This window comes from Kribbella sp. CA-294648, from assembly GCF_050943845.1.
Lineage (GTDB): Bacteria > Actinomycetota > Actinomycetes > Propionibacteriales > Kribbellaceae > Kribbella.
The window spans coordinates 1,666,941-1,691,593 of the sequence record NZ_CP191981.1 but is presented as its reverse complement, the minus strand read 5'-3'; the positions used below and the strand labels follow the sequence as shown (position 1 = coordinate 1,691,593).

General features: G+C 68.8%; 23 protein-coding genes. 7 read left to right on the top strand and 16 right to left on the bottom strand.

Features of this window, described 5'->3' with window-relative positions:
• Positions 1-18 precede the first annotated feature (18 nt).
• Positions 19-735, top strand: coding sequence for a DUF3105 domain-containing protein (locus tag ACQPYM_RS08245; protein ID WP_433017345.1), 717 nt, complete (start codon positions 19-21; stop codon positions 733-735).
• 61 nt (positions 736-796) lie between these two features.
• On the opposite strand, the gene ACQPYM_RS08240 is transcribed toward ACQPYM_RS08245, so the two are convergent.
• From ACQPYM_RS08240 to ACQPYM_RS08205, 8 genes are all read right to left on the bottom strand, one after another.
• Entirely contained in the window at positions 797-1,369 is a 573-nt protein-coding gene (locus ACQPYM_RS08240) for an NUDIX hydrolase (protein ID WP_433017342.1), read from the bottom strand.
• 16 nt (positions 1,370-1,385) lie between these two features.
• Complete coding sequence (locus tag ACQPYM_RS08235; RefSeq protein WP_433017339.1) at positions 1,386-2,267, bottom strand: hypothetical protein; 882 nt, start codon at positions 2,265-2,267, stop codon at positions 1,386-1,388.
• The gene (locus ACQPYM_RS08230; protein ID WP_433017336.1) at positions 2,264-3,358 is read right to left on the bottom strand and encodes a 3-dehydroquinate synthase; all 1,095 of its coding nucleotides are present in this window, start codon (positions 3,356-3,358) and stop codon (positions 2,264-2,266) included. The genes ACQPYM_RS08235 and ACQPYM_RS08230 overlap by 4 nt, the downstream gene beginning before the upstream one ends.
• The gene (locus tag ACQPYM_RS08225; RefSeq protein WP_433017333.1) at positions 3,343-4,437 is read right to left on the bottom strand and encodes a hypothetical protein; all 1,095 of its coding nucleotides are present in this window, start codon (positions 4,435-4,437) and stop codon (positions 3,343-3,345) included. Before ACQPYM_RS08225 ends, ACQPYM_RS08230 begins: the two co-directional genes overlap by 16 nt.
• Before the next feature lie 57 nt (positions 4,438-4,494).
• On the bottom strand, positions 4,495-5,613 hold the full coding sequence (locus ACQPYM_RS08220; RefSeq protein ID WP_433017330.1) for a mannose-1-phosphate guanylyltransferase: 1,119 nt from the start codon (positions 5,611-5,613) through the stop codon (positions 4,495-4,497).
• Between the two features lie 97 nt (positions 5,614-5,710).
• Positions 5,711-6,814: an NAD(+)/NADH kinase gene (locus ACQPYM_RS08215; protein WP_433017327.1), complete on the bottom strand. Its 1,104-nt coding sequence runs from the start codon at positions 6,812-6,814 to the stop codon at positions 5,711-5,713.
• A gap of 60 nt (positions 6,815-6,874) precedes the next feature.
• Positions 6,875-7,960, bottom strand: coding sequence for a hemolysin family protein (locus ACQPYM_RS08210; RefSeq protein ID WP_433017324.1), 1,086 nt, complete (start codon positions 7,958-7,960; stop codon positions 6,875-6,877).
• Entirely contained in the window at positions 7,957-9,294 is a 1,338-nt protein-coding gene (locus ACQPYM_RS08205) for a hemolysin family protein (protein ID WP_433017321.1), read from the bottom strand. Before ACQPYM_RS08205 ends, ACQPYM_RS08210 begins: the two co-directional genes overlap by 4 nt.
• 54 nt (positions 9,295-9,348) lie before the next feature.
• On the opposite strand from ACQPYM_RS08205, the gene ACQPYM_RS08200 reads away from it, so the two are divergent.
• Both ACQPYM_RS08200 and ACQPYM_RS08195 read left to right on the top strand, forming a co-directional pair.
• A complete protein-coding gene (locus tag ACQPYM_RS08200; RefSeq protein WP_433017318.1) occupies positions 9,349-10,026 on the top strand; it encodes a TIGR03089 family protein in 678 nt (225 codons plus the stop codon).
• A gap of 23 nt (positions 10,027-10,049) precedes the next feature.
• Positions 10,050-10,835 (top strand): SDR family NAD(P)-dependent oxidoreductase, encoded by a 786-nt coding sequence (locus ACQPYM_RS08195; RefSeq protein ID WP_433017315.1) that lies wholly within the window; start codon positions 10,050-10,052, stop codon positions 10,833-10,835.
• Between the two features lie 389 nt (positions 10,836-11,224).
• Here ACQPYM_RS08195 and ACQPYM_RS08190 read toward each other — a convergent pair whose 3' ends face one another.
• Both ACQPYM_RS08190 and ACQPYM_RS08185 read right to left on the bottom strand, forming a co-directional pair.
• Positions 11,225-14,380 carry an AAA family ATPase gene (locus ACQPYM_RS08190; protein WP_433017312.1) on the bottom strand — a complete coding sequence of 1,052 codons (3,156 nt, stop codon included), beginning with the start codon at positions 14,378-14,380 and terminating at the stop codon, positions 11,225-11,227.
• A gap of 17 nt (positions 14,381-14,397) precedes the next feature.
• Entirely contained in the window at positions 14,398-14,817 is a 420-nt protein-coding gene (locus tag ACQPYM_RS08185; protein WP_433017309.1) for a Crp/Fnr family transcriptional regulator, read from the bottom strand.
• Positions 14,818-14,952: 135 nt separating this feature from the next.
• Here ACQPYM_RS08185 and ACQPYM_RS08180 point away from each other — a divergent pair, with 135 nt between their 5' ends.
• On the top strand, positions 14,953-15,705 hold the full coding sequence (locus tag ACQPYM_RS08180; protein ID WP_433017306.1) for a class I SAM-dependent methyltransferase: 753 nt from the start codon (positions 14,953-14,955) through the stop codon (positions 15,703-15,705).
• Between the two features lie 36 nt (positions 15,706-15,741).
• On the opposite strand, the gene galE is transcribed toward ACQPYM_RS08180, so the two are convergent.
• Positions 15,742-16,695, bottom strand: coding sequence for a UDP-glucose 4-epimerase GalE (gene galE / locus ACQPYM_RS08175; RefSeq protein ID WP_433017303.1), 954 nt, complete (start codon positions 16,693-16,695; stop codon positions 15,742-15,744).
• A 122-nt stretch (positions 16,696-16,817) separates the two neighbouring features.
• Between galE and ACQPYM_RS08170 the strand changes: the two genes are divergently transcribed.
• From ACQPYM_RS08170 to ACQPYM_RS08160, 3 genes are all read left to right on the top strand, one after another.
• Positions 16,818-17,570 carry a sugar phosphate nucleotidyltransferase gene (locus ACQPYM_RS08170; protein WP_433017300.1) on the top strand — a complete coding sequence of 251 codons (753 nt, stop codon included), beginning with the start codon at positions 16,818-16,820 and terminating at the stop codon, positions 17,568-17,570.
• A gap of 74 nt (positions 17,571-17,644) precedes the next feature.
• Positions 17,645-18,757, top strand: a complete 1,113-nt coding sequence (locus tag ACQPYM_RS08165; RefSeq protein WP_433017297.1) for an iron-containing alcohol dehydrogenase family protein — start codon at positions 17,645-17,647, stop codon at positions 18,755-18,757.
• A gap of 34 nt (positions 18,758-18,791) precedes the next feature.
• Positions 18,792-19,502, top strand: a complete 711-nt coding sequence (locus tag ACQPYM_RS08160) for a tyrosine-protein phosphatase (protein ID WP_433017294.1) — start codon at positions 18,792-18,794, stop codon at positions 19,500-19,502.
• Positions 19,503-19,517: 15 nt separating this feature from the next.
• Here the strand turns inward: ACQPYM_RS08160 and ACQPYM_RS08155 are convergent, their stop codons facing one another.
• The 5 genes from ACQPYM_RS08155 to ACQPYM_RS08135 form a co-directional block, all read right to left on the bottom strand.
• Complete coding sequence (locus ACQPYM_RS08155; protein WP_433017291.1) at positions 19,518-20,486, bottom strand: hypothetical protein; 969 nt, start codon at positions 20,484-20,486, stop codon at positions 19,518-19,520.
• A gap of 4 nt (positions 20,487-20,490) precedes the next feature.
• Complete coding sequence (locus ACQPYM_RS08150) at positions 20,491-22,944, bottom strand: hypothetical protein (protein ID WP_433017288.1); 2,454 nt, start codon at positions 22,942-22,944, stop codon at positions 20,491-20,493.
• On the bottom strand, positions 22,911-23,723 hold the full coding sequence (locus ACQPYM_RS08145) for a caspase family protein (RefSeq protein ID WP_433017285.1): 813 nt from the start codon (positions 23,721-23,723) through the stop codon (positions 22,911-22,913). The genes ACQPYM_RS08150 and ACQPYM_RS08145 overlap by 34 nt, the downstream gene beginning before the upstream one ends.
• Positions 23,723-24,109, bottom strand: coding sequence for a hypothetical protein (locus ACQPYM_RS08140; protein ID WP_433017282.1), 387 nt, complete (start codon positions 24,107-24,109; stop codon positions 23,723-23,725). Before ACQPYM_RS08140 ends, ACQPYM_RS08145 begins: the two co-directional genes overlap by 1 nt.
• A 156-nt stretch (positions 24,110-24,265) precedes the next feature.
• Positions 24,266-24,649, bottom strand: coding sequence for a PPOX class F420-dependent oxidoreductase (locus tag ACQPYM_RS08135; protein WP_433017279.1), 384 nt, complete (start codon positions 24,647-24,649; stop codon positions 24,266-24,268).
• Positions 24,650-24,653: the final 4 nt, after the last annotated feature.

Genomic DNA, 24,653 nt, shown 5'->3' with positions numbered 1-24,653 from the left:
TCCGGGAAGACCATCACTGTGGGTAAGTCTCAGAAGCAGTCACGCCGCGAGCTCGTCGAAAAGATGCAGCGCGACCAGGCCCGGGCCGACAAGATGCGCACCCGGCTGATCGTGGCCGGCTGCATGCTCGTCGGCCTCGCCATCATCGCCTACCCGGCGATCAAACTGATCCAGGACTCGCGGACCAGGAACCAGGCCATCAGTGAGATCGGCGTCGCCGCCTCGGCCGCCTCCTGTGACGCCCCGACGAACGACGCGGCCTCCGGCACCCAGGACCACCAGCCCGACGGCACCAAGATCCCGTACGCCGTCTCGCCGCCCTCGTCCGGCCCGCACTACGCCGACTGGGCCCCGTTCTCGAAGAAGTTCTACGCCGGGGACCGCCCGCCGGTGGAGCGCCTGGTGCACAACCTCGAACACGGCTACACGATCCTCTGGTACAACGAGGCGACCGCCAAGAACAAGGAGCAGGTCGAGCTGATCGAGAAGCTCTCCAAGGCCAAGCTGCCGGACAGCTCGATGGGCAAGTTCATCGCCGCCCCCTTCAACGCCGCCGACGGCGCCGCCTGGCCGGCCGGCAAGAACATCGCCTTCTCCCACTGGAGCGGCAACGCCCAGGGCCAGACCACCGCCTTCGGCCACCGCCAGTTCTGCGGCACCGTCTCCGGCGAAGCCCTCAAGCAGTTCATGGACAAATACCCCGCCACCGACGCCCAAGAACCCAACGGCGGCTGATCCACCTCTTTGCGGACAACGCCCCGGACCTGGCTTCAGGTCCGGGGCGTTGCGCGTTTCGTCACCAGCCGTGCCGGCGGCGCGCTTCCCGGCAGCAGAGCAACGCCGCGACCGAGGACTGCTCACACAACGTTCCGTCCAGGACGAGATCGAGCGCGGCGTCCCAGGTGACCAGTCCTACGCTCGGCCGGTCGGGCTCGTCGGCCCCGGTCAGCGGCTCCGGCTGATGCACCAGCCGCCCGCGTGCGAAGAAGACGTGCACCTTCGCCGACGAACTGGCCGCGTCCTTGTCCAGAACGGCGACCTCCGTCAGCTCGACCGCCTCGAACCCGGTCTCCTCCAGCAACTCCCGCCGCGCGGCGACGAGCGGATCCTCGGCCAGGTCGAGCGCACCGCCCGGCAGTTCCCAATCGGCACGGCCGATGCCCGGCCGGAACTGACGGACCACGATCAGCTCGTCCGCAGCGGTGACCGCACAGATCACGGCGACGGTCGGCCGATCGATCAGGTAGTACTCGTCGATCGTCCTGCCGGCCGGATCAGCCAACTGCGTACGCCTGACTGTCAGCCAGGGAGAAACCACCACGGATTCCTCGTCCGCCGGCGTCCACGGAACGGCCGGATACTCGGCCACCATGTGAATGGATCTGTCACCGGGTGACATCGTGACTGACGCTCCAGAGCTGGTCGTACTGCCTGACGAAGAAGTCGAAAAGGTTGCCGGCATCAACAGTCATCGGCTGCCGTTGGAGAAGCATGCCAGGACGAAGGTTCGCCGAAGCACGATAGGGCAGGAACTCGACCTGGATCTGGCCGGCGGGCGATGCGGGATCGACGATGATGACGTTGGCGGTGGGCACGATGTCGTAGCCCCGTACCTCGAAGTCGCCGCCCAGGCCGCGGGCCTCCTTTGCCAGCGTGACCATCGCTTCCTGGCTTCGCTTCAGTTCGCGGTGGAAGGAGTCCTCTTCGCCGAACAGACGACCGACAGCGAAATGCACCTGCCGGAGCGCGGGCGTGCTGTCCAGCAGCAGGATCCGGACGGAGCAACTCCGGCTCTTCTCCAGCAGGAGCTCACGATGCTGCTCCGCGAAGTGGAGCAGCGTCGTCCCCATGATCAGGACGGAACTCGTCGCGGGCCCGAGCAGTGGCAGTAACGGCACCTCGCGCCGAGTACTGCGGACCACCGCCGCCACCTCGGAAGGAACTCGGGTCACCTCGTTCATCCGGCTGTTGAGGACCGTCACTCCGTCGTCCAGATCCCGCCGGAGGACGTCCAGGTCCGACCGGATCCCTTCGAGCAACGTCACGCGCTCCAGAACCGCCGAGGCGAAGAAGAAGGCGAGGCCCAGGAGGGTGATCTGCGGGATCCGCTGGGCGAGCCAGGCGAACCTGTCCAGACCGATCGTCAGGTCGATGGCCGAGACGACCACGCCGGTGACCAGCAGGATCAGCACGGTGGCGTCCGAGGCCCGTCGGGCGATGCGCTGCCAGCGCAACTGCGCCGCTGTCGGGGACTGCGAGTTCGTCAACGAACAACTCCTCGGATACTCGTCGTCAGTTCCTCGATGGTGACCGCGGGTGCGATCACACCGTGTCCGATGCGAGTCGGCAAAACTACCCGCAGGCTGCCCGCGCGGACCAACATGACTTGGCGGAGCGCGTCGGCAAACCGCTGTTCGGCGGCCTTGTCGATGTCGATCGAGACCGGTAGCGCGAGCCGTCCGAGCAAGTTGCCGACGCGACGACCCTCGGCCTCGCCCAGGAGACGCCGGTCGACCGAGATCCTGGTGGCGGCAGCGATCCCGATCGCGACCGCGGGGCCGTGCCTGATCCCATGGCCGAGTGCCTTCTCCAGGGCATGCGCGGTCTCGTGGCCGAAGTTGAGCAACCGGTCGAGCTCGGCCTCGAACGGATCCTTCGTCAGAAGGGCCAGCTTGGCCATCACCGCCCGGCTGATCAGCTCGTCCAGCACCCGCGGCGCGGGGTGTCCGCCGGTCGGCAGGCTCTCCAGTCTGGCGAACAGCGCGCCGTCTGAGATCGTTGCCACTTTGGTGATTTCTGCCAGTCCGTCCCGGTCGGGGATCTCCAGCTGGACGGGCAACAGCGCAGGATCGATGATCACGTGACTCGGGTGGTAGAAGGCGCCGACGGCATTCTTGGCGGCGGTCGTGTTGACGGCGACCTTGCCCCCGATCGCGGCATCGACCTGGGCTGTCAACGTGGTCGGAAGGCAGACGTACGGGATGCCCCTCAAGTAGGAGGACGCGGCGAAACCTACGGCGTCGGTCGTGCTGCCGCCACCCACGGCGAAGATCGTCGTCCGACGATCAGCACGCAGCCGTTCCAGTTCTTCGATCAGGAACCCGAATCCGGCCAGCGTCTTCGCTCGTTCGCCCCGCTCGATCGTGATCACGTCCACTGTGCCGAAGACCCGCCGCAGGGCGGTGTCGACCACGTTCCCCACCGCCGCCTGAACGGTTGCGTCGGCCACCCAGATCGCCCGGCGGGACGGCGGGGAGGTGATTATCTCAGCCAGGTTCTGCACCGCGCCACGGGCCATCACGATGGTGCAGGCGGCCGGTCGCCCGACGTTCAGCGTCAGGTTCAGCTCGGCCTGCACTCGATCACCAGTCCTTCGGTATCGACCTCGGGCGTGAGCAGAACGACGTCGGGACAGGCCGGATCCGTCCGCCACGCTTCCTCGAACTCCTGGCGCCGGTGGGGAGGAATCAGCGCCCACACCGCTCCGCCATCTCCCCCGCCGCAGAAACGGGCCGCGCCGTCACAGGCAACCACAGCACGACGAAAGGCCACTGCCGCCCCCTTCATGACCTGTGGCCATCGTCGGACGCGTAACTCGCACTCTTCGTCCAGTGCGGCCGAGGCAGCTGCCCAATCAGCGGCACTGACCGCTTCCGCGAAGTGCCGGGTAACCTCCGCCGTACGGATCCACATCGCGAGTTCGCCCTGTCGCACAGACTCCGACCAGGAACGGCTGAGTCCACCGTCGACATGCGGTTCTCGAAGGACACCGACGACCAGCCGGGAGTTCAGCCCCAGCACGGTGCTCGCTCCCTGGATCGGAATCCGCCGGAACGGCGGCATCCTGTCCCGGGCGTCCCACTCCCACAGAGACACCCCGCCGAAAGCGGCCGCCAGGTGGTCCTGCAGTCCGACCGGAGCGGGGGTGATCGCCGCCTCCAGGCTTTGGGCCAGCATCGCCAGCCCCGGCAACTCCGCGCTTGACAATGCGACCTGTGCGGGAAGACGCCGATACGTCTGACAGGCGGCCACCAGGCTGAGCGCTACCGCGCCCGATCCGCCGAGCCCGCTGCCGCGCGGTACCGGCGACCGGATCGTCACCCGGACGCCCTCGAGCTGGAAGTGGTGCAGGATCACGGCGGTCAGCCGGGTCGCTCCCGCCAGCGACAGCTCCGCGGCTGATCCGAACTTCGTCACGCCCGTTTCGTCGTCCACGACGATGCAGGTGCCGTCCTGCTCCTCGACCGTCACCTCCACCCGCAGGTTCACGGCGAGATTCAGCGTGCAGGGATCGTACGGCTGCAGGATCGTCGCGATCGTCGCCAGATCCAGTGCGTTGCCGCAGTCCACCCGGAGCGGGGCGGAGGCGCGAACGGCTACCGGTGATGCAGAGCCGGGCAGATCGGCCTCCTTCCAGTGACACGACCGTCGTGCCACTGGAAGACTTCCCCGCGGCGTCCGTCGAAAACAACGGTCCGCCCACGGCGCGGACCCTCAGAGCAGGTCGTGCAGGCCCTCGTCGCGGATCCGGTCGACCACCTTCTTGACTTCCTGGGCCCGCCTGCGGTCGCAGATCAGCAGTGCGTCCGGGCTGTCCACGATGGCCAGATCCCGGACACCGACCGCCGCGATCAGGCGACCGGACTGCGGAACGATGACTAGTCCGTGGCTGTCCTCGAGAACGAGCACCGGCTTGCCACCACCCTCCCCGACCCCGGTCCCGTCCACGACGATGTTCTCGTCCGGGTTGTCCTCGCTGGTCCGCAGGGCCTCGCCGAGCGCGTGGAAGTCCCCGACGTCCGTCCAGCCGAAGTCCGACGGCACAGCGGCGACCAGGCCGGCCTCCGCCGCTCCCTCCATCACGGCGTAGTCGAGCGAGATCTTCGGCAGGGTCGGCCAGACCTCCGCCAGTACCGTCTCCTGCTCACGTGTGCCCCAGGCCGCGGCGATCCGCTGCAGGCCCGCGTGGAGCTCAGGCTGTTGCCGTTCCAGCTCGGCGAGGAAGACGTCGACCCGCCAGACGAACATCGACGCGTTCCAGTAGAACTCGCCGGAGTTCACGTACTCCGTGGCGACGTCGAGCGTCGGCTTCTCCTTGAACCGGCTGACCTTCCGTACCGGCCCGCCGTCGATGACCTCGCCGCACTCGATGTACCCGTAGCCGGTCTCGGGGTAGGTCGGAGTGATGCCGAAGACGACCAGGCGTCCTTGCTCCGCGCCGGCGATGGCAGCCCGGACGCATTCGAGGAACCGCTCCTGGTTCTGGACGATGTGGTCCGCGGAGAACGCTCCCATCAGTGCCTGGGGGTCTTTGCGGGCGATCAGGACCGCGGCCAGGCCGATGGCACCACAGGAATCCTTGGGCGACGGCTCGACCAGCACGTTCTCGTCGGGCAGTTCCGGCAACTGGCGCGCGACGGCCACCGCGTGCGCGGTTCCGGTGACCACATAGGTGTGCTCAGGCGTCGTCACCGGAATCACTCTGTTCACCGTCGCCTGCAACAAGGTGGCAGGAGTGCCGCTGAGGGCGTGCAGGAACTTCGGATTCGACTTCCGCGAGAGCGGCCACAGACGTGTGCCGCTGCCCCCTGCTGGGATGACTATGTTGAGCATGGAGAGGGAGCCTACCGGGCTGGGGGTGACGGCTCCTCGGGCTGTACCAGTTGGACGCTGGTACGGCGGTGAAGAGCCGCTCACCGCCGCGGCCCGGCTACTCGGTTGGGTCCGTGGCGTCCGGGGCTTCGCAGGCGGGGTTGTCGGGTTGGGGGGTGGGGACTGGTGGTAGCCGGAGGTGGGCCAGGTCTGGGGGGACGGGGGTGTTGGGGCGGAAGAAGGGGGCGAGGTCGCCGTCTATGCCGGTGGCTGGGGCGTCGGTGAGGCGGAAGCGGTCTCGGAGGCGGCCGTAGAAGTCGGTGGGGCGGAGGCGGACCAGGCGGAGGCGGCGGACCGAGCCGTAGACGCCGATCCAGTCTCCTGGGTCCAGTACGCCGCGTAGTTGGCCGTCGATGCTCACGGCGGCTTGGCCCGAGTGTGGGAGGACACGGAGGCCTACTGGCTCGTCGGGTGCCGCTACGACTGTGCGATTGAAGGTCATGTGCGGGGCGACGGGGGTGAAGACCACTGCTTCCATGTGTGGCGACAAGATCGGGCCGCCGGCCGCGAAGCTGTACGCCGTACTGCCGGTCGGTGTCGCGACGATCAGGGCGTCAGCGGAGTACGACGCGAGCAGGCGGCCGGACAGGTAGACGCCGACGCTCACCTGGTGGTCGCGGGCGAGCTTCTCGAGTACTACGTCGTTGAGGGCCGTCACGTCGAGCGCCACACCCCAGCCGTCGCTCTCCTCGCGCACAGCAGGTGGCGGGAGGGACGGGCCGTGGCCGTACCGCAGCAGGGCCTCGATGCCGGTCGGGACCTCCAGCGGCCGGGAGGCGCGCATGGTGAGCGTCATCCGCTCCTCGATCGTGGCCTGGTCCTTGTGGACCGCCTCCAGCGCCTCCTCGACGTCACTGCACGCCACCTCGGTCAGGAAGCCCACCTTGCCGAGGTCGACGCCCAGTACGGCGGCACCGTTCTTGGCCGCGATTCGGGCACCCCGCAGGAAGGTGCCGTCGCCACCGAGCGTGACGACCAGGTCGGGGTTGCCGGCGTGCTGCATCTCCTCCATGCCGCCCCGGCGGTGCTCGTGGTCCTTCCAGACGTCGATGTCGGTACAGCCGATGTCGTTGCGACGACACCACTCGCGGACCACCCCGGCGGCCTGCACGGCCAGCGGGCGAGCCTGATGGACGACGAGACCGAGACGGCTGACTGGCACGGGTGACTCCTCCTGTACGGCGTACCAACACCGTATGTCGTGCGGACGACCCGCTACCGGTCATCCTCCGGCGTCGGCCGGAGGTGCTGAGCGCCGGGAGGCGCTGATGATCGGGTCGGTTTCGTCGTCGAACTCGCCGATGACCTCTTCCAGCAGGTCCTCCAGCGCGACAACACCCAGCGGCTCGTCACCCTCCTGCACTACGGCCAGCTGCGACCGGCGTTCGCGCATCAGCCGGATCGCGGCGGCCACTGGCGTGCCGGCCGCCAACCGCAGCGGCTCGGTCATCAGGTCGGAAGCCCGAAGGGTGGTCCCACCCCGAGTGGTCGCGCGGGCCGCATCGCTGACGTGCACGATGCCGCACACCGCCGTAGTACCCGGTGTCACGACAGCGAGGCGCGAGTGGCCCTCACGTCGGCTGATGAGCTCGACTTCGCGAGCAGCCGCCGACGCGGGCACCGTGGAGAGCTGAGCGGTCGGCGTCAACACCTGAGCGACCGTGGTGTTCTGCAGCGCGAGCATGGCCGTCAGCAACTCGTGTTCGGGCTCTTCGAGGGTGCCGTGTTCGCGGGACGACTCGATCAGCAGTCGCAGTTCATCCGGACCGTGGGCGTTGGCCAGTTCGTTCTGCGGGGTCACCTTGATGAGGCGCAGGCAGAGGTTTGCCATGCCGTTCAGCACGGTCAGTAGCGGCCGGAAGACGTACGTGAATCCCCGGAACGGCAACGCCAGCAGCAAGGCGGATCGCTCGGGATCGCTGATCGCCCAGGACTTCGGCGCCATCTCCCCCAGCAGCACGTGCAGCAGACCGATGCCGGCGACCGCGATGAGCAGGGCGATCACGTGCCCGACTCCCTCGGGCAGTCCGATGACTTCGAATAGAGGATGTAGCAAGTGCGCCACGGCTGGTTCCGACAAGGAGCCGAGGCCGAGCGTGCACAGGGTGATGCCGAGTTGCGCGCCGGCCAGCATCAGCGACAGCTCGCTGACGCCGGCGATCGCGGCTCGCGCCGAGCGGCTTCCCGACGCGGCCGCCTGTTCCAGCCGGTGCCGTTTGGACGCGACCAGGGCGAACTCCGCCGCGACGAAGAACCCGTTGAGCGCGAGCAGCAGCACCGAGATGAGCAGCGCGACCGTAGTACTCATCTCAGCCGCTCCAGGACGACGATGCCGGGCACATGCCGCAGTACGGACTGGACTCTGAGCTGGAAGAACTCGGCGGGCACCGGCCGGCCGTCATGATCGAAGCGACGGGGCAGCTCGACCACCAGCTCGTCGCCGATGATGGGGATGCGGCCGAGCCGGGCCATGATCAGGCCGGACAGCGTGTCGTAGTCGTCGTCCTCGGGCAGCCGGATCCCGGTCTCCTCGGCCACCTGGTCGATCCGCCAGCGGGCCGGCACGGTCCAGGATCCGTCCTTGTTCTCCAGCATCGCGGCCTCGGGCAGGTCGTCCTCGTCGCGGATCTCGCCGACCAGCTCCTCGGCGATGTCCTCCAGCGACACCACCCCGGCGAACCCGCCGAACTCGTCGATGACGATCGCGAGCTGGCGGTGCGCAGTACGGAGTTGTTGCAGTACTGCGGGCAGCGGCAGCGTAAACGGTACGACGACCGGCGCCGACGCCAGTGAGCCGGCCGGGACGTGCGACCGGTCGGCGGGCTCGACCTCGACGACGTCACCGATCGCGATCACGCCGATCACCTCGTCGACCGAGTCGCCGATCACCGGGAATCTGCTGTGGCCGGTGTCGAGCAGTTCCACCACTCGGGTCAGCGGCGCGTCCCGGTGCACGGTGACGACATCGACTCGCGGCGTCATCACCTCGTCGGCGTTGCGGTGCCGGAAGTCGAGCCCGTGGTCGAGCAGCCGCATGGTGTCCTGGTCCAGCAGCCCTTGCTCGTACGACGTCGCGATGATCCTGTCCAGGTCCTGCGCGGTGGCCCCTTGCGGGAGCTCCTCGACCGGCTCGATGCCGACCCGGCGGAGGATCCGGTTCGAGGTCGCGTCGAAGATCCGGATCAGTGGACCGGCGACGGCCAGGTAGATCAGCGTGGACCGGGACAGTCGCAGCGCGATCGCCTCGGCCCGGGCGATCGCCAGGTTCTTCGGTGCCAGCTCACCGAACACCATCTGGATGATCGTTGCCAACAGCAACGCCAGCACGACCGAGACCGACAGGCTGACGCCCTCCGGCAGACCGGTCGTACCGAGCAGGTTCTCGAGACCCTTGCCCAGATAGGGCTGAGCGACGTACCCGGCCAGCAACGCGGTGAGGGTGATCCCGACCTGCGCGCCGGACAGGACGAACGACAGCCGCTGCGTCACCTTGAGTGCGCGGGCCGCGGCGTGGTCCCCGGCGTCGGCCAGGGCCTGCAACCTGTTCCGGTCCACCGCGACGTAGGAGAACTCCTGCGCCACGAAGTAGCCGGTGGCAACAGTCAACGCCAGGATCAGCACCAGGCCGATCACGATCAACATGCAGTGACCTTACGCCAGGCCGCACCCGGTTGAGCCGAAGACTAAGGTTGCGGAGTGACCCTTCCTCAGCTGTTCGGCGCCGCGGTCCAACGGGACGGCGCCAACCCGTTCCTGACCTACTACGACGACGTCACCGGCGAGCGGATCGAGCTCAGCGCGGTCACCACCGCGAACTGGGTGGCGAAGACGGCCAACCTGCTGGTCGACGAGTACGACCTGGAGCCCGGCGAGACGGTCGCGATCGGGCTGCCGCCGCACTGGCTGGGTGTCGTCTGGGCGCTGTCGGCCTGGTCGGCCGGCGCCACCGTCACCACCGGCGAGGGCGCGCTCGCCATCACCGGACCCGACTTCGCCGTCCGCGGCACCCGCGAGACGATCGCCTCCGCACTACTCCCGCTGGGCGGCCGGTTCCGCGAACCGTTGCCGGAAGGCATCCACGACTACGGCGCCGAGGTGTACAACCATCCCGACCTGTTCGTCCCGTTCGATCCGCCGGCGGACAGCACACCGGCGTACGACGACAAGACGCACGCCGAGCTGATCGCGGCGGCGGAACCGATCACCGACCGGGTCCTCACCACGACCTCGCTGGTCGCGCCCGAAGGCATCGGCACGTTGATCGGCGTGATCGCCGGCGGCGGCTCGATCGTGCTCTGCCGCAACCTCGACCCGGCCAAGCTCGACCGGCGGATCGCGGACGAGAAGGTCGATCGCGTGCTGGCAGACCTGTAACCACTACTTGGAGGGGAATCTTGATGCAGCGGTTCGAGGGGAAGGTCGCGCTCGTCACGGCGGGCGCACAGGGGATCGGCGCGGCGGTCGCGCGGCGGATCGCCGCGGAAGGCGGCTCGGTGGTCATCACCGACCTGCAGGAGGACAAGATCACCGCGCTCGCTCAGGAGCTGGGTGCTTCCGCGCTGGCCGTGCGGATGGATGTCACCTCCCGCACGGACGTCGACACCGCGGTGGCGGCAACGATCGAACGGTTCGGGCAACTCGACGTGGTGGTCAACAACGCCGGCGGCTGCATCGTCACCTCGGTCCCCGAAGACACCACCGACGAGGACTGGCACCGCCAACTAGACCTCACCCTGGTCGGCGCCGCCCGCTGCATCCAAGCGTCCCTCCCCCACCTGGTAAAAACCCGCGGCAACGTAGTCACCATCAGCTCGGTCAACGGCCTAGCCGCCTTCGGCAACATCGAGTACGCCGCCGCCAAGGCCGGCCAGATCGCCATGACCCAAAACTTCGCCGCCCGCTACGGCGCCATGGGCGTCCGCTTCAACGTAGTAGCCCCCGGCACCGTCCGAACCCCCAACTGGGACAGCCAACCAGAAACCCTGGAACAGTTCGCCGCCCTCTACCCTCTAGGCCGAGTAGGCGAGCCAGAAGACATCGCCGCCGCCGTAGCCTTCCTAGCCTCCACCGACGCCGCCTGGATCACCGGCCACACCCTCCCAGTAGAAGGCGGCGTCCTCACCGGCCCCGGCCAACTAGACCTAACCCCCACCGGCCCTTTCAAGAAGACCTACGAGGACTAGCGAGACGCACCTCTGAGGGGCTAACCCTTCGAAGGACGGGTTGCCTAGCCAGAATCTCGCCGGGCAACCCACCCTTTGACGGGTCAACCCCTCAGAGGGCGAACAGCTCAGCTGGTACGCCGCCCTGACGGCCGTCTTTCACGAGTATGCGCAGCACCTCCGCCTGCCGGTGAGTCCGTCCGCCTCTACCGCGGGCCACCTCCGAACGCATCTCACCCAACCCAGCCCCGCCCCCAAAGCCCTCATCCCCCATCCGGGGCGGGATTCCGCCACCTCTGGGGTGGCTATTCGCCGTCCGCGGGGGTAGGAACCTCCCCGGTCTGGCACCCGCCGCGCCAACCTCTGGTTCGCGAGGTGATGCGCAGCATCACGAGCCTGGCGCCGGCTGGTCAGCTCCTTGTGGCAGTCCGCGCGGCTGCGGCCAAGGCGTATTTTTGTTCCAGCAAATTCCCGAACGTCTTCCAGTCGCCCGCTACCTTTCTGAAGCCGGCCGTTGCGGCGGCTAGGTCGCCTCGGTGTTCGGCCAGTAGGGCGTTCGCGGTGGTGACGGAGTATTCGCGCATCGGCAACAAGGGCACCAAGCGAGATGTAAGCTCCTCGGCGAGGTCCAGTTCGTCTACCGCCAGTGCGGCTCGGACGAAGGTGGGTAGGCGCGCCGCGAATTCGTGGCTTCCGGCGAGCTCTTCCAAGTCGGCCAACCGCTGCAGCACCTCCCGTACGCCGTCGCGGTCCCCATCCAGAGCACGTGCCGTGGCGACCGGCGCGCCACCGATGGCGACATAGTCGGGCCAGCCGCTCACGATGCCCAGGCGGTAACCCTCCTCGGCCGGCTCCCGCGCCCCGGGCACACCCAGTTCGAGCAGAGCCCGAGCCAACGCCGCCAGTACTTCGATGCGCCGCAACGTCGTAAACGCCGGCCCCGGATCAGCTAGTTGCGCACGGCAAGCAACAACCACGGCCTCGGTGTCGCCGGTCTCCAGCATCAGTTCCAGCACCGTGCAGCTGAGGTTCTGCCGCAGCTCGGCCAGGCGGCGCCGTTCGGTGAAGTCCTGCGCCTCGCGCAACGCTTCGAGCGCCGCGATCGGTCCTTCGATCTGCCACACCACGAACCCGTAGTTGAGCCACGTCACCGCCGCATTGCGCGCATGGCCAAGCTCCAGCAACGCACTCAGCGCGTTCTTGATGTCGACCAAACCACCAGTGTCACCGTTGCCGACCCGCGACAGCCCGCGTGCCTCCAACGCGCGGTGCGGCACGCAGTACCCGAGCTCCTCGGCCAGGCGCAGCGACCGGTCCGCGTCGACGATCGACTCGTCCCGGCGGCCGGCAATGGACAGGATGGTCGCCCGCCCAGCCAGCGCACCAACGAGGTCCTCGCTCGGCTCGAGGCTTTCGAAGATGCTGACCACCCGGTCGATCGTCGCCAGGCTCTCGTCCCTGTTGCTCATCGCGTACGTCGACAACCGCAACGTCCGCGCCAGGCCGGCCAGATCACCGGCAGCCTCGAATCCAGCAACGGCCACCCGGTACGCCGCGAGCGCATCCTCCAACCGGCCGGTCAGGAACGCCGCCCATCCCCAGCGCGCCAAGACCTCGGGACGCTCGGGGTCATCCTCCGGCGTGAGGGCCAGCGCCTGGTCGAGCAGATCCATCGCGTCGGCGGTGTCCAGATTCATCGCCCGCTCGCCCGCTTGGCGCAGCTGCCGCCGGGCGCGCGGTACCAATCGTTGCTCGGTCTCCTCATCTCCGACGGCGCGAGCCAACTGCACCGCAGTACCGAGGTGGTGGGCAACGACATTGCTCGTATCGGCTTGCCGCAAAGAGCATTGCGACTCCATCCAGTCCGCGGCGGCGATGTGCCGCGCCGACCGCGCGGCTCGCGGAACCTGGCTGTAGGCAACATCTCGCGTCAGCGCGTGCCAGAAGGTGTACTCCCGTTGCCCTTCCAGCGACGACTGCCGAACCGGCCGCACCAGCTCCTTGCGCGACAACTCTTGCAGAGCCTGTACTACGTCCGCCGGGTCGCGCCCGGCGAGGGCGGCGACTGCCTCGGCCCAGAAGACCCGGCCGATGACTGCCGCATCCGCGAGCAGGGCCTTTCGCTCGTGGGCCAGGGTGTCGAGCCGGGCCGCGATGATCGAGGTGATCCCCGACGGCAACTCGGCCGGTGCCGAACCCGAGCCGGTCTCGTTCACCATCCGCGCGAGCTCTTCGGCGTACAAGGGGTTTCCGTCGGCACGGTCGACGAGGTCGGCTCTGGTCTGCGGGGAGAGTTGCCGGCCGAGGCGTTCGCCGATCAGCTGGTCGGTCTCGCTGCCGGACAGTGGGGACAGGCCGATCATCCACGCGTTCTGCAGGCCGCGGGTCCAGCGCGGGCCGCGTTCGAGGAGCTCGGGACGGGCGGTGATCACGACCAGGAGTGGAAGCTCGCGCACCCATTCGGCGAGGTGGTCGACGAAGGCCAGCAGGGCGTCGCGCGCCCAGTGCAGGTCTTCGAGCACCAGCACGGTCGGGGCCGATTCGGCGAAGCTTTCCAGGAGTTGGCGCCAGGCGGCGAACGACTCTTCCTGCGCCACCGCGACCGGCGTACCGTCGGCGTCGGCACCGACCAGCGGGCGGACGCGGGATCGCAACCAGGCCTGGTCGGCGCCCGCGGGAAGGATCGACTCGAGTTTCGCCGCGGCCTGCTCGGGTGGGTCGCTGTCGAGGATGCCCGCCTGGGTCTTGATGATCTCGGCGATCGGCCAGAACGGGCCTTCGCCGTACGGGAGGCAGCGGCCCTCCCGCCAGACGACCATCTCCTCGTGCTTGTCCAGCTCCGCGCCGAGTTCGGCGACCAGGCGGGACTTGCCGATTCCAGGTTCGCCGAGCAATGTGACGAACTGAGGTGAACGCTCGGCGACGGCCTTGTCGAACGCGGTTCGGAGCAACACAAGGTCGCGTTGGCGGCCGATCAGCGGCGTACTGAGGTCCCGGATCACGTCGGCGCCGACGCGGGCGCGCGGTTGCCCGGCCTGCCAGCGACCGAGGGGTCGGCTGAGGCCTTTGGCGGCGACCGGCTCCAGCGGCTGGTAGTCGAAGACGCGGCTGGTCGCGGCATAGGTGGCAGCGCCGACGACGACCGCGCCGATCGGGGCGGACGTCTGCAGCCGGGCGGCGGTGTTGACCACCAACCCGGTCACGAACGGCTCGCCGAGCTCCGGCCGGGCCGACAGGTCGACCAGCGCTTCGCCGGTCTCGATGCCGATCCGGACCTCCAGTGTCCCGGCAGCGAGTTCCGCGAGGATCGCCAGACCGGCCCGGACCGCCCGCTCGGCGTCGTCCTCGCGGGACAGCGGTGCTCCGAAGACGGCCAGGATCGCGTCGCCGGCGAACTTCTCCACCGTGCCGCCGAACCGCTCGACGGTTGCCTTCAGAGTCCGGTGGTACGGCGTCAGCCAGCGGCGGACGTCCTCGGGATCAGCTGCCTCCGCCGCGGCCGTGAAGCCGACCAGGTCGCAGAACAGCACCGAGACGACCTTGCGTTCCTCGTCCGCCGGCGGCATCAGGCGTACCTCAGGCTTCAGGCGCGGGCTTCGAGCGACCGGACGCGGGTGGCGAGAGCCTTGAGCAGCGCCTCCGCCACGTGCGGGTTCTCCTTCACCACCGGCGCGAACGCCAGCGCGGACAGCGCGAACGTGGTCAGCCCCTCGGGACCGGCCACGACGGTCGCCGAGCGCGGCAGCCCGTCGATCAGGGAGATCTCACCGAAGTAGTCGCCGGGGCCGAGGGCCGGCCGGGACTCTCCGTTGACCATGACCTCGGCGGACCCTTCCAGCACGACCTGCAGCCCGGCGTCGTCACTGCCCTGCTCGGTCGCGTGGGCGCCGGGGTTGATGGTCAGCGTCGTCCCGCGGGCGATCAGGTCGGACAGCGTCTCCTTGGGCAGCCCCGCGAAAAGGTCGACCTTCGCCAGGAACTGCGGCAGGCTCTCGTGACTCATCGGATCGCACCCCTCGATCGGTGCCCGCCCAGGCGGACAACACAGTGAACTGCCGGACAGGTTACAACCGCGAAGGACCGGCAGCCTAAGAAAATGCCGGTCCACGGACCCCGCGCCGCAAGTATTGTTCAATCAGTGACCGAGACAGCGCAGTACTACGACGAACTTCCGCTCTGGTCGGCGCCATTCGGGCAGTTGATTCTTGAACGGGTTCCCCTGCGCCGGGGCCAGACGATCGTGGACATCGGCGCCGGCACCGGCTTCCTGACCGTCGAGCTGGCCCAGCGCAGCGCGGCCGCCCGGGTGATCGCGGTCGACCCCTGGCCGGAGGCGATGCGGGTCCTGCGCCGCAAGATCAGCTATCTCGGCCTGACCAACGTCGAGCTGCGGGTGGCGGACGCGGCCACCCTCGACCTGGTCAGCGGGTCGGTGGACGTGGTCGTCTCCAACCTCGGCGTCAACAACTTCGACAACGCCGACACGATCCTCGCCGAGTGCCACCGGGTACTACGCCCCGGCGGTCGGCTGCTGCTCAGCACGAATCTGGTCGGCCACATGGCGGAGTTCTACGACGTACTGCGCGAAGTACTGGACGACCACGAGCAACTCGATGCCCATGTCAACCATCGGGCCACGCTCGACGGCACGGTCGCCCAGTTGCAGGCCGCCGGGTTCACGGCTTCCGTCGCCGGGACGGGTTCGTTCACGATGCGCTTCGCCGACGGCACGGCGCTCTTCAACCACTACTTCGTCCAGCTGGGCTTCCTCGAAGGGTGGCGCTCGATCGCCACGGCGGCCGAACTGGCCGCCGTGGAGAAGAAGCTCAACGAGCGCGGTGAACTGGCCCTGACGATCCCGATGGCCTGCTTCGAAGCCATCAAAAGCTGAAGCAGGTCAGGGCTTCCGGGGTCGTGCCCACCGGGCTCAGGGCTTCGGCCAGGCTTCCCAGGCGGTGGCGAACATCTGGTCGACGGTGTAGGTGTTCTTCCACTCCAGGTCGCGGGCGGCGAGCTCACCGGAGGCGACGACGCGGGACGGATCGCCCGGTCGGCGCGGGCCTTCGGTCGGCGTGAAGTCGATCCCGGTCACCCGGCGGGCGGCGTTCATGATCTCGCGGACCGACGTACCGGTTCCGCTGCCGAGGTTGTAGACGGGCTCCAGCGACTTGTCCTGCTCGAGGCTCCGCGCGGCCGCGACGTGCGCCCGGGCGAGGTCGGCGACGTGCACGTAGTCCTTGACCGACGTGCCGTCCGGGGTCGGGTGGTCGGTGCCGTAGATCTGCGGGACCTTGCCCTGGGTCAACAGGTTGCAGACGATCGGGAACAGGTTGTACGGACTCGCGTCGTACACCGACTGGTCGCCGGAACCGACCACGTTGAAGTAGCGCAGCGAGGTGTGGTTCAGGGTGACGGCCTTGGCCTGGTCCGTGAGGAGCCACTCGCCGATCAGCTTCGACTCGCCGTACGGGCTCTGCGGGTCGGGCGCGGTCTGCTCGGTGACCACCTCTTCCTTCGGCGTACCGTAAACGCCCGCGCTGGAGGAGAAGACGATGTTGGCGACGCCCTGATCGGCCATCGCCTCGAGCAGCGAGACCATGGCGGTCACGTTCTGCGTGTAGGTGTGCAGCGGGCGCTCGACCGAGACACCGGCGTACTTGAAGCCGGCCAGGTGGACCACCCCGGTCGCTCCTTCGAGCGCGCGGCGGGTGGCCTCACCGTCCAGCAGGTTCGCCTGCGTGAAGGGGACACCCTCGACCAGGAAGTCGGCCTTCCCGCTGGACAGGTCGTCGATCACCGCGACGTCGATCCCCTCCGCCCGGAAGGCGCGCACCACGTGCGATCCGATGTATCCGGCCCCGCCAGTCACCAGCCATGTCATGTCCAGATGCTCCCATTCGACGCCATGTTTCGGACCTCACTGCAACACCTGCATTGAATCACATAAACCACCACTTTTAAACATAATCGATCATCCAGCAGTGGTGAGCTTAGGATGCGCGCATGATCGGACTAGTCCTCGCCGCCGGTACCGGCCGCCGCCTGCGCCCGTACACGGACACGTTGCCCAAGGCGCTGGTCCCGATCGGGCCGGACACCACCGTGCTCGACCTGACGCTGGCCAACTACGCCGAGGTCGGCATCACCGACGTCGCGATCGTGGTCGGGTACGCCGCCGACGCGATCAAGGAACGGGTGGCGGGCTTCGAGGAGCGGTACGGCGTCACGCTCGAACTCGTGCCCAACGACAAGGCGGAGACGTGGAACAACGCGTACTCGCTGTGGTGCGCGCGCGACCTGCTCGGCGCGGGCGCCATGCTGGCGAACGGCGACACGGTCCATCCCGCGTCGGTCCAGCGAGCCCTGCTCGCCGCGCGCGCCGAGGATCGTCAGGTGATCCTCGCGCTGGACACCGAGAAGTCGCTCGCGGACGAGGAGATGAAGGTGATCTGGTCGCCGGAGCGCGGCGTCGAGCGGATCACCAAGCTGATGGATCCGTCGACCGCGACGGGTGAGTACATCGGCGTCACACTGATCGAACCGTCGGCCGCCACCGCCCTCGCCACCGCCCTGCGGCAGACCTGGGAACGCGATCCCAACCTGTACTACGAGGACGGCTACCAACTCCTCGCCGACCAGGAGTTCCGCATCGACGTCGCCCCCATCGGGACCGTCGACTGGGTGGAGATCGACAACCACGACGACCTGTCCCGGGCCCGCACGATCCTCGGCTCTCCCAGTGACCTTCCCCAGTGACCTGCCCCAGTGACCTCCGCTGAGCCCGCACCATCCTCGCTGCCCGCAGTGACCTTTCCTGAGCAGGTGAGCCTGTGCCGCTGCTAGCCCGGATGATCCCGGCACCGTTGGTGGTGGACGTCCGCCGCGGGGCACTGGCCGAGCTCGGCACGATCCTGGCCGACCAGCGGATCTCCACGTCGGGACGGGTCGCGATCGCCGTCGGTTCGACGTACGGGCCGATCGTGCAGGCGACCTTCCGTGACGGGCTGGCCGGGGCCGACTGGTTCACCGTCGACGGCGGCACGATCACCACGGCGATCAAGCTGGTCGAGCAGATCCGGCTGCGGCGCTACGACGCGATCGTCGGGATCGGCGGCGGCACGGTGCTGGACGTGACCAAGTACGCCGCCGCCCGGCTCGGCCTGCCGATGGTTGCCGTCGCCACCAATCTCGCGCACGACGGGATCGCCTCGCCGATCAGCACTCTGGACAACGACGCCGGCCGCGGCTCGTACGGCGTACCGGCGCCGATCGCCGTCCTCGTCGATCTGGACCTGATCGCCCAGGCGCCGGCCCGTTCGGTCCGGTCGGGGATCGGCGAGATCGTCTCCAACCTGTCCGCGATCGCCGACTGGGAGATCGCCCACAGCCTGCGCGGTGAGGAACTGGACGGCCTCGCGGTGTCGCTGGCGCGGACCGCGGCCCAGGCGGTGATGAACCACCCCGGCACGATCGCCGAGGACACCTTCCTCACGACCTTGGCGGAAGGCTTGGTGCTGTCCGGAATAGCCATGGTGGTCGCCGGTACGTCGCGTCCGTCGTCGGGCGCGTGCCACGAGATCTCGCACGCGATCGATCTGCTGCACCCGCAGCGGCGCGCGTTCCATGGTGAGCAGGTCGGCGTCGGGGCCGCGTTCGCGTGGTTCCTCCGTGGTGACAACGCGATGTTCAACGCGACGATCGACTGTCTGCACCGCCACGGCCTCCCGGTCCGTCCGGTGGACCTCGGCTTCACCCTCGAGGAGTTCGAAGGCGTGGTCGGCTACGCGCCACAGACCCGCCCCGGCCGCTTCACCATTCTGGAAGAGTCGGCCTTGACACCGGCCCGCATCAGCACCAAGGTCAACGCCTTCAACGATCACGCCTACGCTCGCATCACGTCTCCCCGGATCACTCCCGAAGGTGTACCTCTGGAAGACCAGTGAGCGCTCTGGAAGCCCGCCTCGCCCTGGAGGACCTGTGACCGTCGATCGCCACCTCGACTGGCCCGCCTGCCGCAACGCCCGCGACCTCGGCGGCCTCCCCACCACAACCGGCGGGACCATCCGCCCGGGCGCGCTGATCCGCTCGGACTGCTTGCAGTTCCTGTCTCCGGAAGGCGTGGAGACAGTACGCCGTACCGGCGTGAGCCGAGTCATTGACTTGCGTACCGCGGGCGAGGTTTCGGCGTTCCCGACACCCTTCACCGACGATCCGATCGGCCTGCACGTTCCGGTGCAGGACACCGACGATCCGCAGGACCACACCACGATCGTCGGTGCCTGCACCGAGATGCTCGATCTCCATCCGGACCGGTTCGCCGCCGCCCTCCGAGCCATCGCCGAAGCCCCCGAAGGCGCCGTGGTGGTCCACTGCTTCGGCGGCAAGGACCGTACCGGCGTACTGGTCGCCCTTGCACTCATCATCGCCGGCGTCCCCGAGGACGAGATCGTCGCCGACTACGCGTTGACCCAAGCCCGCATGGCGCCGCTACTCGCCGAACAACTGGCGGCCGAGCCGGACGAGTCGCTCCACCCACGGATGATCGAGTACCACGACACCCGCGCCGACTCGCTGACCCAGATCCTGCGCCACTTGGACACCAAGTACGGCGGCCCGATCGCCTACCTCACCCAAGCGGGCCTGACCGAGGCTGAGCGGACCACCCTGCGAGACCGTCTCGTTCGCTAGTGTCCCGTTAGCTGCCTACTTGCAGATCAAGTGGTATTCGTGGGTTGCGGTGGCGGCGGTGGGCTCGTCGATGACGAGGGTCTGGGTCAGATCGACCCGGCGGCCGGCGGCGGCGCCGAGGTCGAGCCTCGCCTCGAGGGTGGTGTCGCCCTCGTCGATCGCCTGCTCGATCGGTGCCGACGCCTTACCGTTCGTTTCCCAGTGGTACTTGATCGTCGCCGGCCCGTCGGCGCTGACGGTGGCTCGCACCGTGACCGGCGCCGTACAGAACACTTCGCTCGTCGAAGGCTCGATGAAGGCAATCCTGGTGATCTTGGCGTCGTCGTCGACGAGCACCAGCCAGGCGATCAGAGAGACCGCGACGATGCCGGCGCCTGCCAGCAGCGGCGCGAGCCTCGACTTTCGCGGTACGGGCTGGTGATGAACGGGCACGGCTTGTCCAGCAGGGGTCTCCAGCAGGTACGGCGCAGGGGGGTCGAAGGCCGGCGCGGGCTCCAGGACCGGCTGTTGCTGCTGGGCCAGGGTCGTTCGCGAGCGGAGGACGAAGGCTTGCGAGGACACGACCGCGAAACCGGATTCGTCGGCCAGGAAGCGCTGGTAGGTCCGCAACGCCTCCGCTCGAGCCGCACCGAGATCGGCCGCGTCGATCTCGAGACCGACGGCACCGCGACAGGCGAAGCCGTACAGGAGCTCCAGCGGCCGGCCGAACTCGTCGGTCACCGGGCCGGCCACCGGACTCCCCTCCAGGTCGGCGGGCGTGAGTCGCTCGGTCACGCAGACGAAGGTGACGTCCCCGGCCGCGAGCCCGGTGAGCTCGGCGACCCTCGGCTCACCGTCGGCCGGGGAGTCGCCGCTCGCGGTCTGCCCGAGTACGCCGTACTCGTTGCTCTGGACAAGGAAATCCGGCATCAGCAGGGACTGGTATCCCCGGCGCCGGCCGCGCGCGACCAGGAAGGCCCAGCCGTACGCCGGATCGCGGGTCACTCGCCTACCTTCCACTGAGCCGGGACGCGGGCAACCGGGCTTCGAGCCGGTCGAGTTCATCGGCGAACTCCGCCAGCACCTGAGCCCGGGCAGCCTCGACCGACTGTGCTTGCATCCTGTTCTCCTGTCTGGACCGCCCGCTCGCGCGGACCTCCTCGGCCGTCGCGCCGGCCATCCAGTCGAGGAACATGCCCATCACGTCCCGGCCGGAAGAGCCGCCGACCACGTCCTGGAGCCGCTGCCGGAGCGCCATCCCAGCGGGCAGGGAGAGGAGTCCGTCGAGCGACGTCCGGGATCCGTCGCCGCGGCCGCGCCGGGAGGCCGCCTCCTCGGTGAGCCGCCGACGGGTCAGGGCGTCGAGCGAGGACTCGACCTGGCGGAAGAGATCCGGCAGGATCGCGGTCAGCGGCACCTCGACGTTGGTCGGGTCGACCTCGCCATCGGGAAGCTTGAGCACGTGACCTTGCTGGTCCATCTGAGCGAAGTGCGGTCCGACCGCGCTGACCGGAATCAGCCGGATGACCCGATGCGCGAAGGTGTGCGTCTCGATCAGGGCCCGCAGGTGCGCGGTCTCGAGCAGGGCGTCCCGGACCAGGTCGAGGCGGGTGTTCTCGTCCGCGTCCGCCGGCTCGCCGAAGCCACGGACCAGGTCCCACTTGGTGAGGACGAAGTGGATCGGGCAGGAAGCGCCGGCCATGATGCCGGTCATCGGCTGGATCTGGCTGCGGAAGTACCGGCGGCCGGCCGGTTCGTTCCGCAGGTACTGGAGCACGCGGTAGCCGTCGAGCATGCAGAGCAGGCCGTGCGCACTTCGGATCCGCGACTCGAGGTCGGCCAGCGCGGTGGAACCGGCTTCCTGTTCGGACTCCAGCAGTTCGCCCGCGTAGTCGAGGTAGCTGATCCGGAACACCGTGTGCCGGACGCCGGCATCGAACGACACACAGTCGAAGTCGAGCTCTCTGGTCTCACCGGTCCGGGTACCCCGCGGCCACGGCTCCGAAGTGTCGCTGACCTCGTCGAAGACCTTGCTCAGGTAGACGCGGTGCGCGGCGTTCGTCTCGAGGAAGTACGTGCGCCCGGGGGCCGGCACGTTGACGGTGTGGAACATGCTCGACAGGTAAACGGTCTTGCCCGAGCCGGCCACGCCCAGCGCGACCACCCGGAAGTGCGGAGGAGTGTGGTCCACCGCAGTCTCCGCCGTACGCCGCGGCGCAGGAGCCCCCGCGAGCCGGGTTGCCGGAGTCGCCGTGGCCGGCCCGGTGGCCGTCGCGGGGGTCGGCGCGGGGGTCGGCGTTGGCGCGGGCGGCGCACCAGCTAGCCGGGTGATGGTGCCGGCGGTTTGCGGTGGGATCTTTGCCGGGCCGGTGGGTTGCCGGCGTACTGCGGGCGGTGGCTCGGCCGGGCGCGAAAGTGCCGGCGCGAAGACCTGCCGACGCAGGCTGAACGCGTGGACCGTGGCGATGATCATGAGCACGAAGTAGAGCGGCACCACTTGGACGCCTGCCCCGAGGCCCGCCATCAAGACGATCCAGGCGACCGAGTAGATCAGCGCCGTCACGGTCATCGCGCCCGCCTTCAGCTTGCCGGCCGCGTGGATGAACGGAGCCGGCGTCAGTAGCCCGAGCGACAGAACCGGCAGCAAAGCCCACAGCACCGTCCCCGCACCCAGCCGAGCCGGCGCAGAAGTCGGCGTACTTCCCACCGTCGCAAGCGTGCTCGGCTCCGGCTCAGGTGTTCTCGGTTCGGGTGTGCTCGGCTCCGGCTCGGGTCTGCTCGGTGCCTGCTCGGGTGTGCTCGGCTCTGGCTTTGACGCGGGCGGCGCCGGATTCGGCCGGGTCGGCTGAGGCTTCGGCGTGCTGGGTGCCGGCTCCGGCGTGCTGGGTGTTGGCCGCGGCGCGATCGGGGTCGGGCCGGGCGGAGTCGGCGCAGGCTTCGGCAGGCTCGGCGCCGGCCTCGGCGTACTCGGCGCAGGCTCCGGCGTGCTCGGGGTTGGGGTGATGGTGGTGGTGACGGGGATGGTCAGTTCGCCGCTGGGGGCTTTGAGGGTGATGGCTCCGGTGCGGCGGCCGGGGGTGGTGGTTTCGACGGTGACGACGAAGCTCTCGGCGGATTCGCGAAGGTGGATCCAGGCGTCGTCGGTGTGCGGAATGGCTGCCCGGGCGATCGGCGGACCCTGCAACTCAACTTCCTGCCGGGGAGCTTCGGCGCCCTGGGGCACCGGCGCGAACTCGATCTCGGTGCGGCTCGGCCGCAGAACCGCCTCGGCGAGCGCCGCCTTCGCGGGCTCCGCGACGTACTGGATGTCGGTTCGCGCAATCTCGGCCAGCGCCTCGTGCGCGCCGACCGCCGACGGCAGGTTGTCGCTCAGCAGCCGGACCCGGAGCTCACTGACCGCGCCGAGCCGGGAGAACATGTTCGAATCCGTCATCGCCGCCTGCAGGTCGGCGGGAATCGGCATCGGCTTGATCCGTTTGCGTCGGCTTCTCGCCAGGTACAGCTCCCCTGCATCTCGACGTCCCGGCTCGGCGTCTGGTGCGGGGTCTGGGCGCGGACCCGGTCGAAGACATAGTCGTACAACTCGTTCAGCGAGACCCAGCCGTCCTCGTCCCGGTCGGCGTCACCGGTCGCGAGCCCGTCCACCAGGGCCGTGGTGAAGACCGACGGCCGCTGGGTGTTGTCATCGGCGAGCCGATCGCCCTCGAAGGCGTACTCGATCGAGCTGGACGCCGTGATCACCGCCCGCCCGCGACCACCGCCGACCCGGTTCTCCGGGAAGCTGTCCGACACGTTGACGTCACCGGTCGAACGGACGGTCACGCCCTTCCCGAAGGCACCGCCGTAACAGCAGTCGAGCAGCAAGACGATGCTGCGCGACCTGCTCGCCCGCATGCACCGCTGGACGAAGTCGGCGGAGATCGCCGTCGAGCTGAGCCGGTTCGGCCGGGTGTTGGTGGCCGCGAAGAAGAGTTCGCCGGACTCGCTCTTGAGCCCGTGGCAGGAGAAGTGCAACAGCAGGACGTCGTCCGCGTTGCTGTCGGCGAGCAGATCCTCGATGTGGGTCTGGATGACGTGCGCCGGCTGGTTCCGGACAGTCTCCACCTCGAAGGCGCCGATCTGGCGGTCCCCGAGCACGCGGGCCAGCGCCTCGGCATCGGCCGCGGGAGACAGCAGGTGCCGGAGTCCCTCGTGGTCGTACTCGTCGTTGGCCACGATCAGGGCTTTGCGGCGGCCGTCCATCAGCCGTCCTCGGATCCCGCGTGCCCGCTGACGAACAACTCGATGAGCCGGCCCTGCTCCTTCTCCGTCACCTCGGACAGCTCGAGGACGTCACCGTCCAGCTCGATCCGGACGGTGCGTTTACTGCCATCGCCCTGGCTCAGCCAGCCGCGGATCGCGGCCACGACGGTGCGGAGCCCCAGGGCGGACTTGGTCAGGGTCACCACCAGCCCGCCGATCGCGATCGCGTCGATGGCCCGCGCGCCCGGTGGTGGCGGGCCGGCCCGGAGCGCGGTGACGCCGCCGACGTCGAGCTCGGCGAGTTCCTGGCGCAGGTACCCCGTCAACGTGTCCAGCCGCTCGGCGTCGGCTCCTGACTCGGACAGCTGCAGACGCAGTTCGGCCATCCCGGTCCACCCCTTCCTCGCTCCGTGGACCGCGGCGAGGCCCCCCACGCCGCGTGACGCCCACGTCACTCAGGCTAGACCGCTTCCCCCGTCGCCGCCACGCGTCGCACGCCCGCCCAGGCGTCGGGACCGCCCCTTCTGTGCCCGATCGGGCAGTCAGCCGATGCCGGTGGACTGGTGGTCGGGTTCGATCACCACGACGTGGCGGACTTCGCCGCGGGGGTAGGGCTCGCCGCTGTACTTGAGGGCGAGTTGGTCGATGAGCTCCCAGGCGGAGTCGTCCTCGATCCATTCGACCGCGCGGCCGCGGATGACGACCGGGTCGAAGGGGTTGTCGACCGGCGCGATCGACAGGGCCAGGCGGGGGTCGCGGCGCAGGTTGCGGGCTTTGCGCATGGTCGGACCGGTGAAGATGACGATGCGGTCGCCGTACGGGCCGACGTACACGGGAGTGTTGTGCGGCGATCCGTCCGGCAGGATGGTGGCGAGGTGGGCGATCGAGGCGCCCTCGAGGACGCGGCGTACTTTGTCGTCGAGCATGAGT

What these genes read in the sequence shown, in the direction of transcription:
- ACQPYM_RS08220 (WP_433017330.1), bottom strand. Translation starts at nt 5,613, where the DNA reads ATGCTCAACATAGTCATCCCAGCAGGGGGCAGCGGCACACGTCTGTGG.
- ACQPYM_RS08210 (WP_433017324.1), bottom strand. Translation starts at nt 7,960, where the DNA reads ATGAGTACTACGGTCGCGCTGCTCATCTCGGTGCTGCTGCTCGCGCTC.
- ACQPYM_RS08205 (WP_433017321.1), bottom strand. Translation starts at nt 9,294, where the DNA reads ATGTTGATCGTGATCGGCCTGGTGCTGATCCTGGCGTTGACTGTTGCC.
- ACQPYM_RS08195 (WP_433017315.1), top strand. Translation starts at nt 10,050, where the DNA reads ATGCAGCGGTTCGAGGGGAAGGTCGCGCTCGTCACGGCGGGCGCACAG.
- ACQPYM_RS08190 (WP_433017312.1), bottom strand. Translation starts at nt 14,380, where the DNA reads ATGCCGCCGGCGGACGAGGAACGCAAGGTCGTCTCGGTGCTGTTCTGC.
- ACQPYM_RS08185 (WP_433017309.1), bottom strand. Translation starts at nt 14,817, where the DNA reads ATGAGTCACGAGAGCCTGCCGCAGTTCCTGGCGAAGGTCGACCTTTTC.
- galE (WP_433017303.1), bottom strand. Translation starts at nt 16,695, where the DNA reads ATGACATGGCTGGTGACTGGCGGGGCCGGATACATCGGATCGCACGTG.
- ACQPYM_RS08170 (WP_433017300.1), top strand. Translation starts at nt 16,818, where the DNA reads ATGATCGGACTAGTCCTCGCCGCCGGTACCGGCCGCCGCCTGCGCCCG.
- ACQPYM_RS08150 (WP_433017288.1), bottom strand. Translation starts at nt 22,944, where the DNA reads ATGCCGATTCCCGCCGACCTGCAGGCGGCGATGACGGATTCGAACATG.
- ACQPYM_RS08145 (WP_433017285.1), bottom strand. Translation starts at nt 23,723, where the DNA reads ATGGACGGCCGCCGCAAAGCCCTGATCGTGGCCAACGACGAGTACGAC.
- ACQPYM_RS08140 (WP_433017282.1), bottom strand. Translation starts at nt 24,109, where the DNA reads ATGGCCGAACTGCGTCTGCAGCTGTCCGAGTCAGGAGCCGACGCCGAG.
- ACQPYM_RS08135 (WP_433017279.1), bottom strand. Translation starts at nt 24,649, where the DNA reads ATGCTCGACGACAAAGTACGCCGCGTCCTCGAGGGCGCCTCGATCGCC.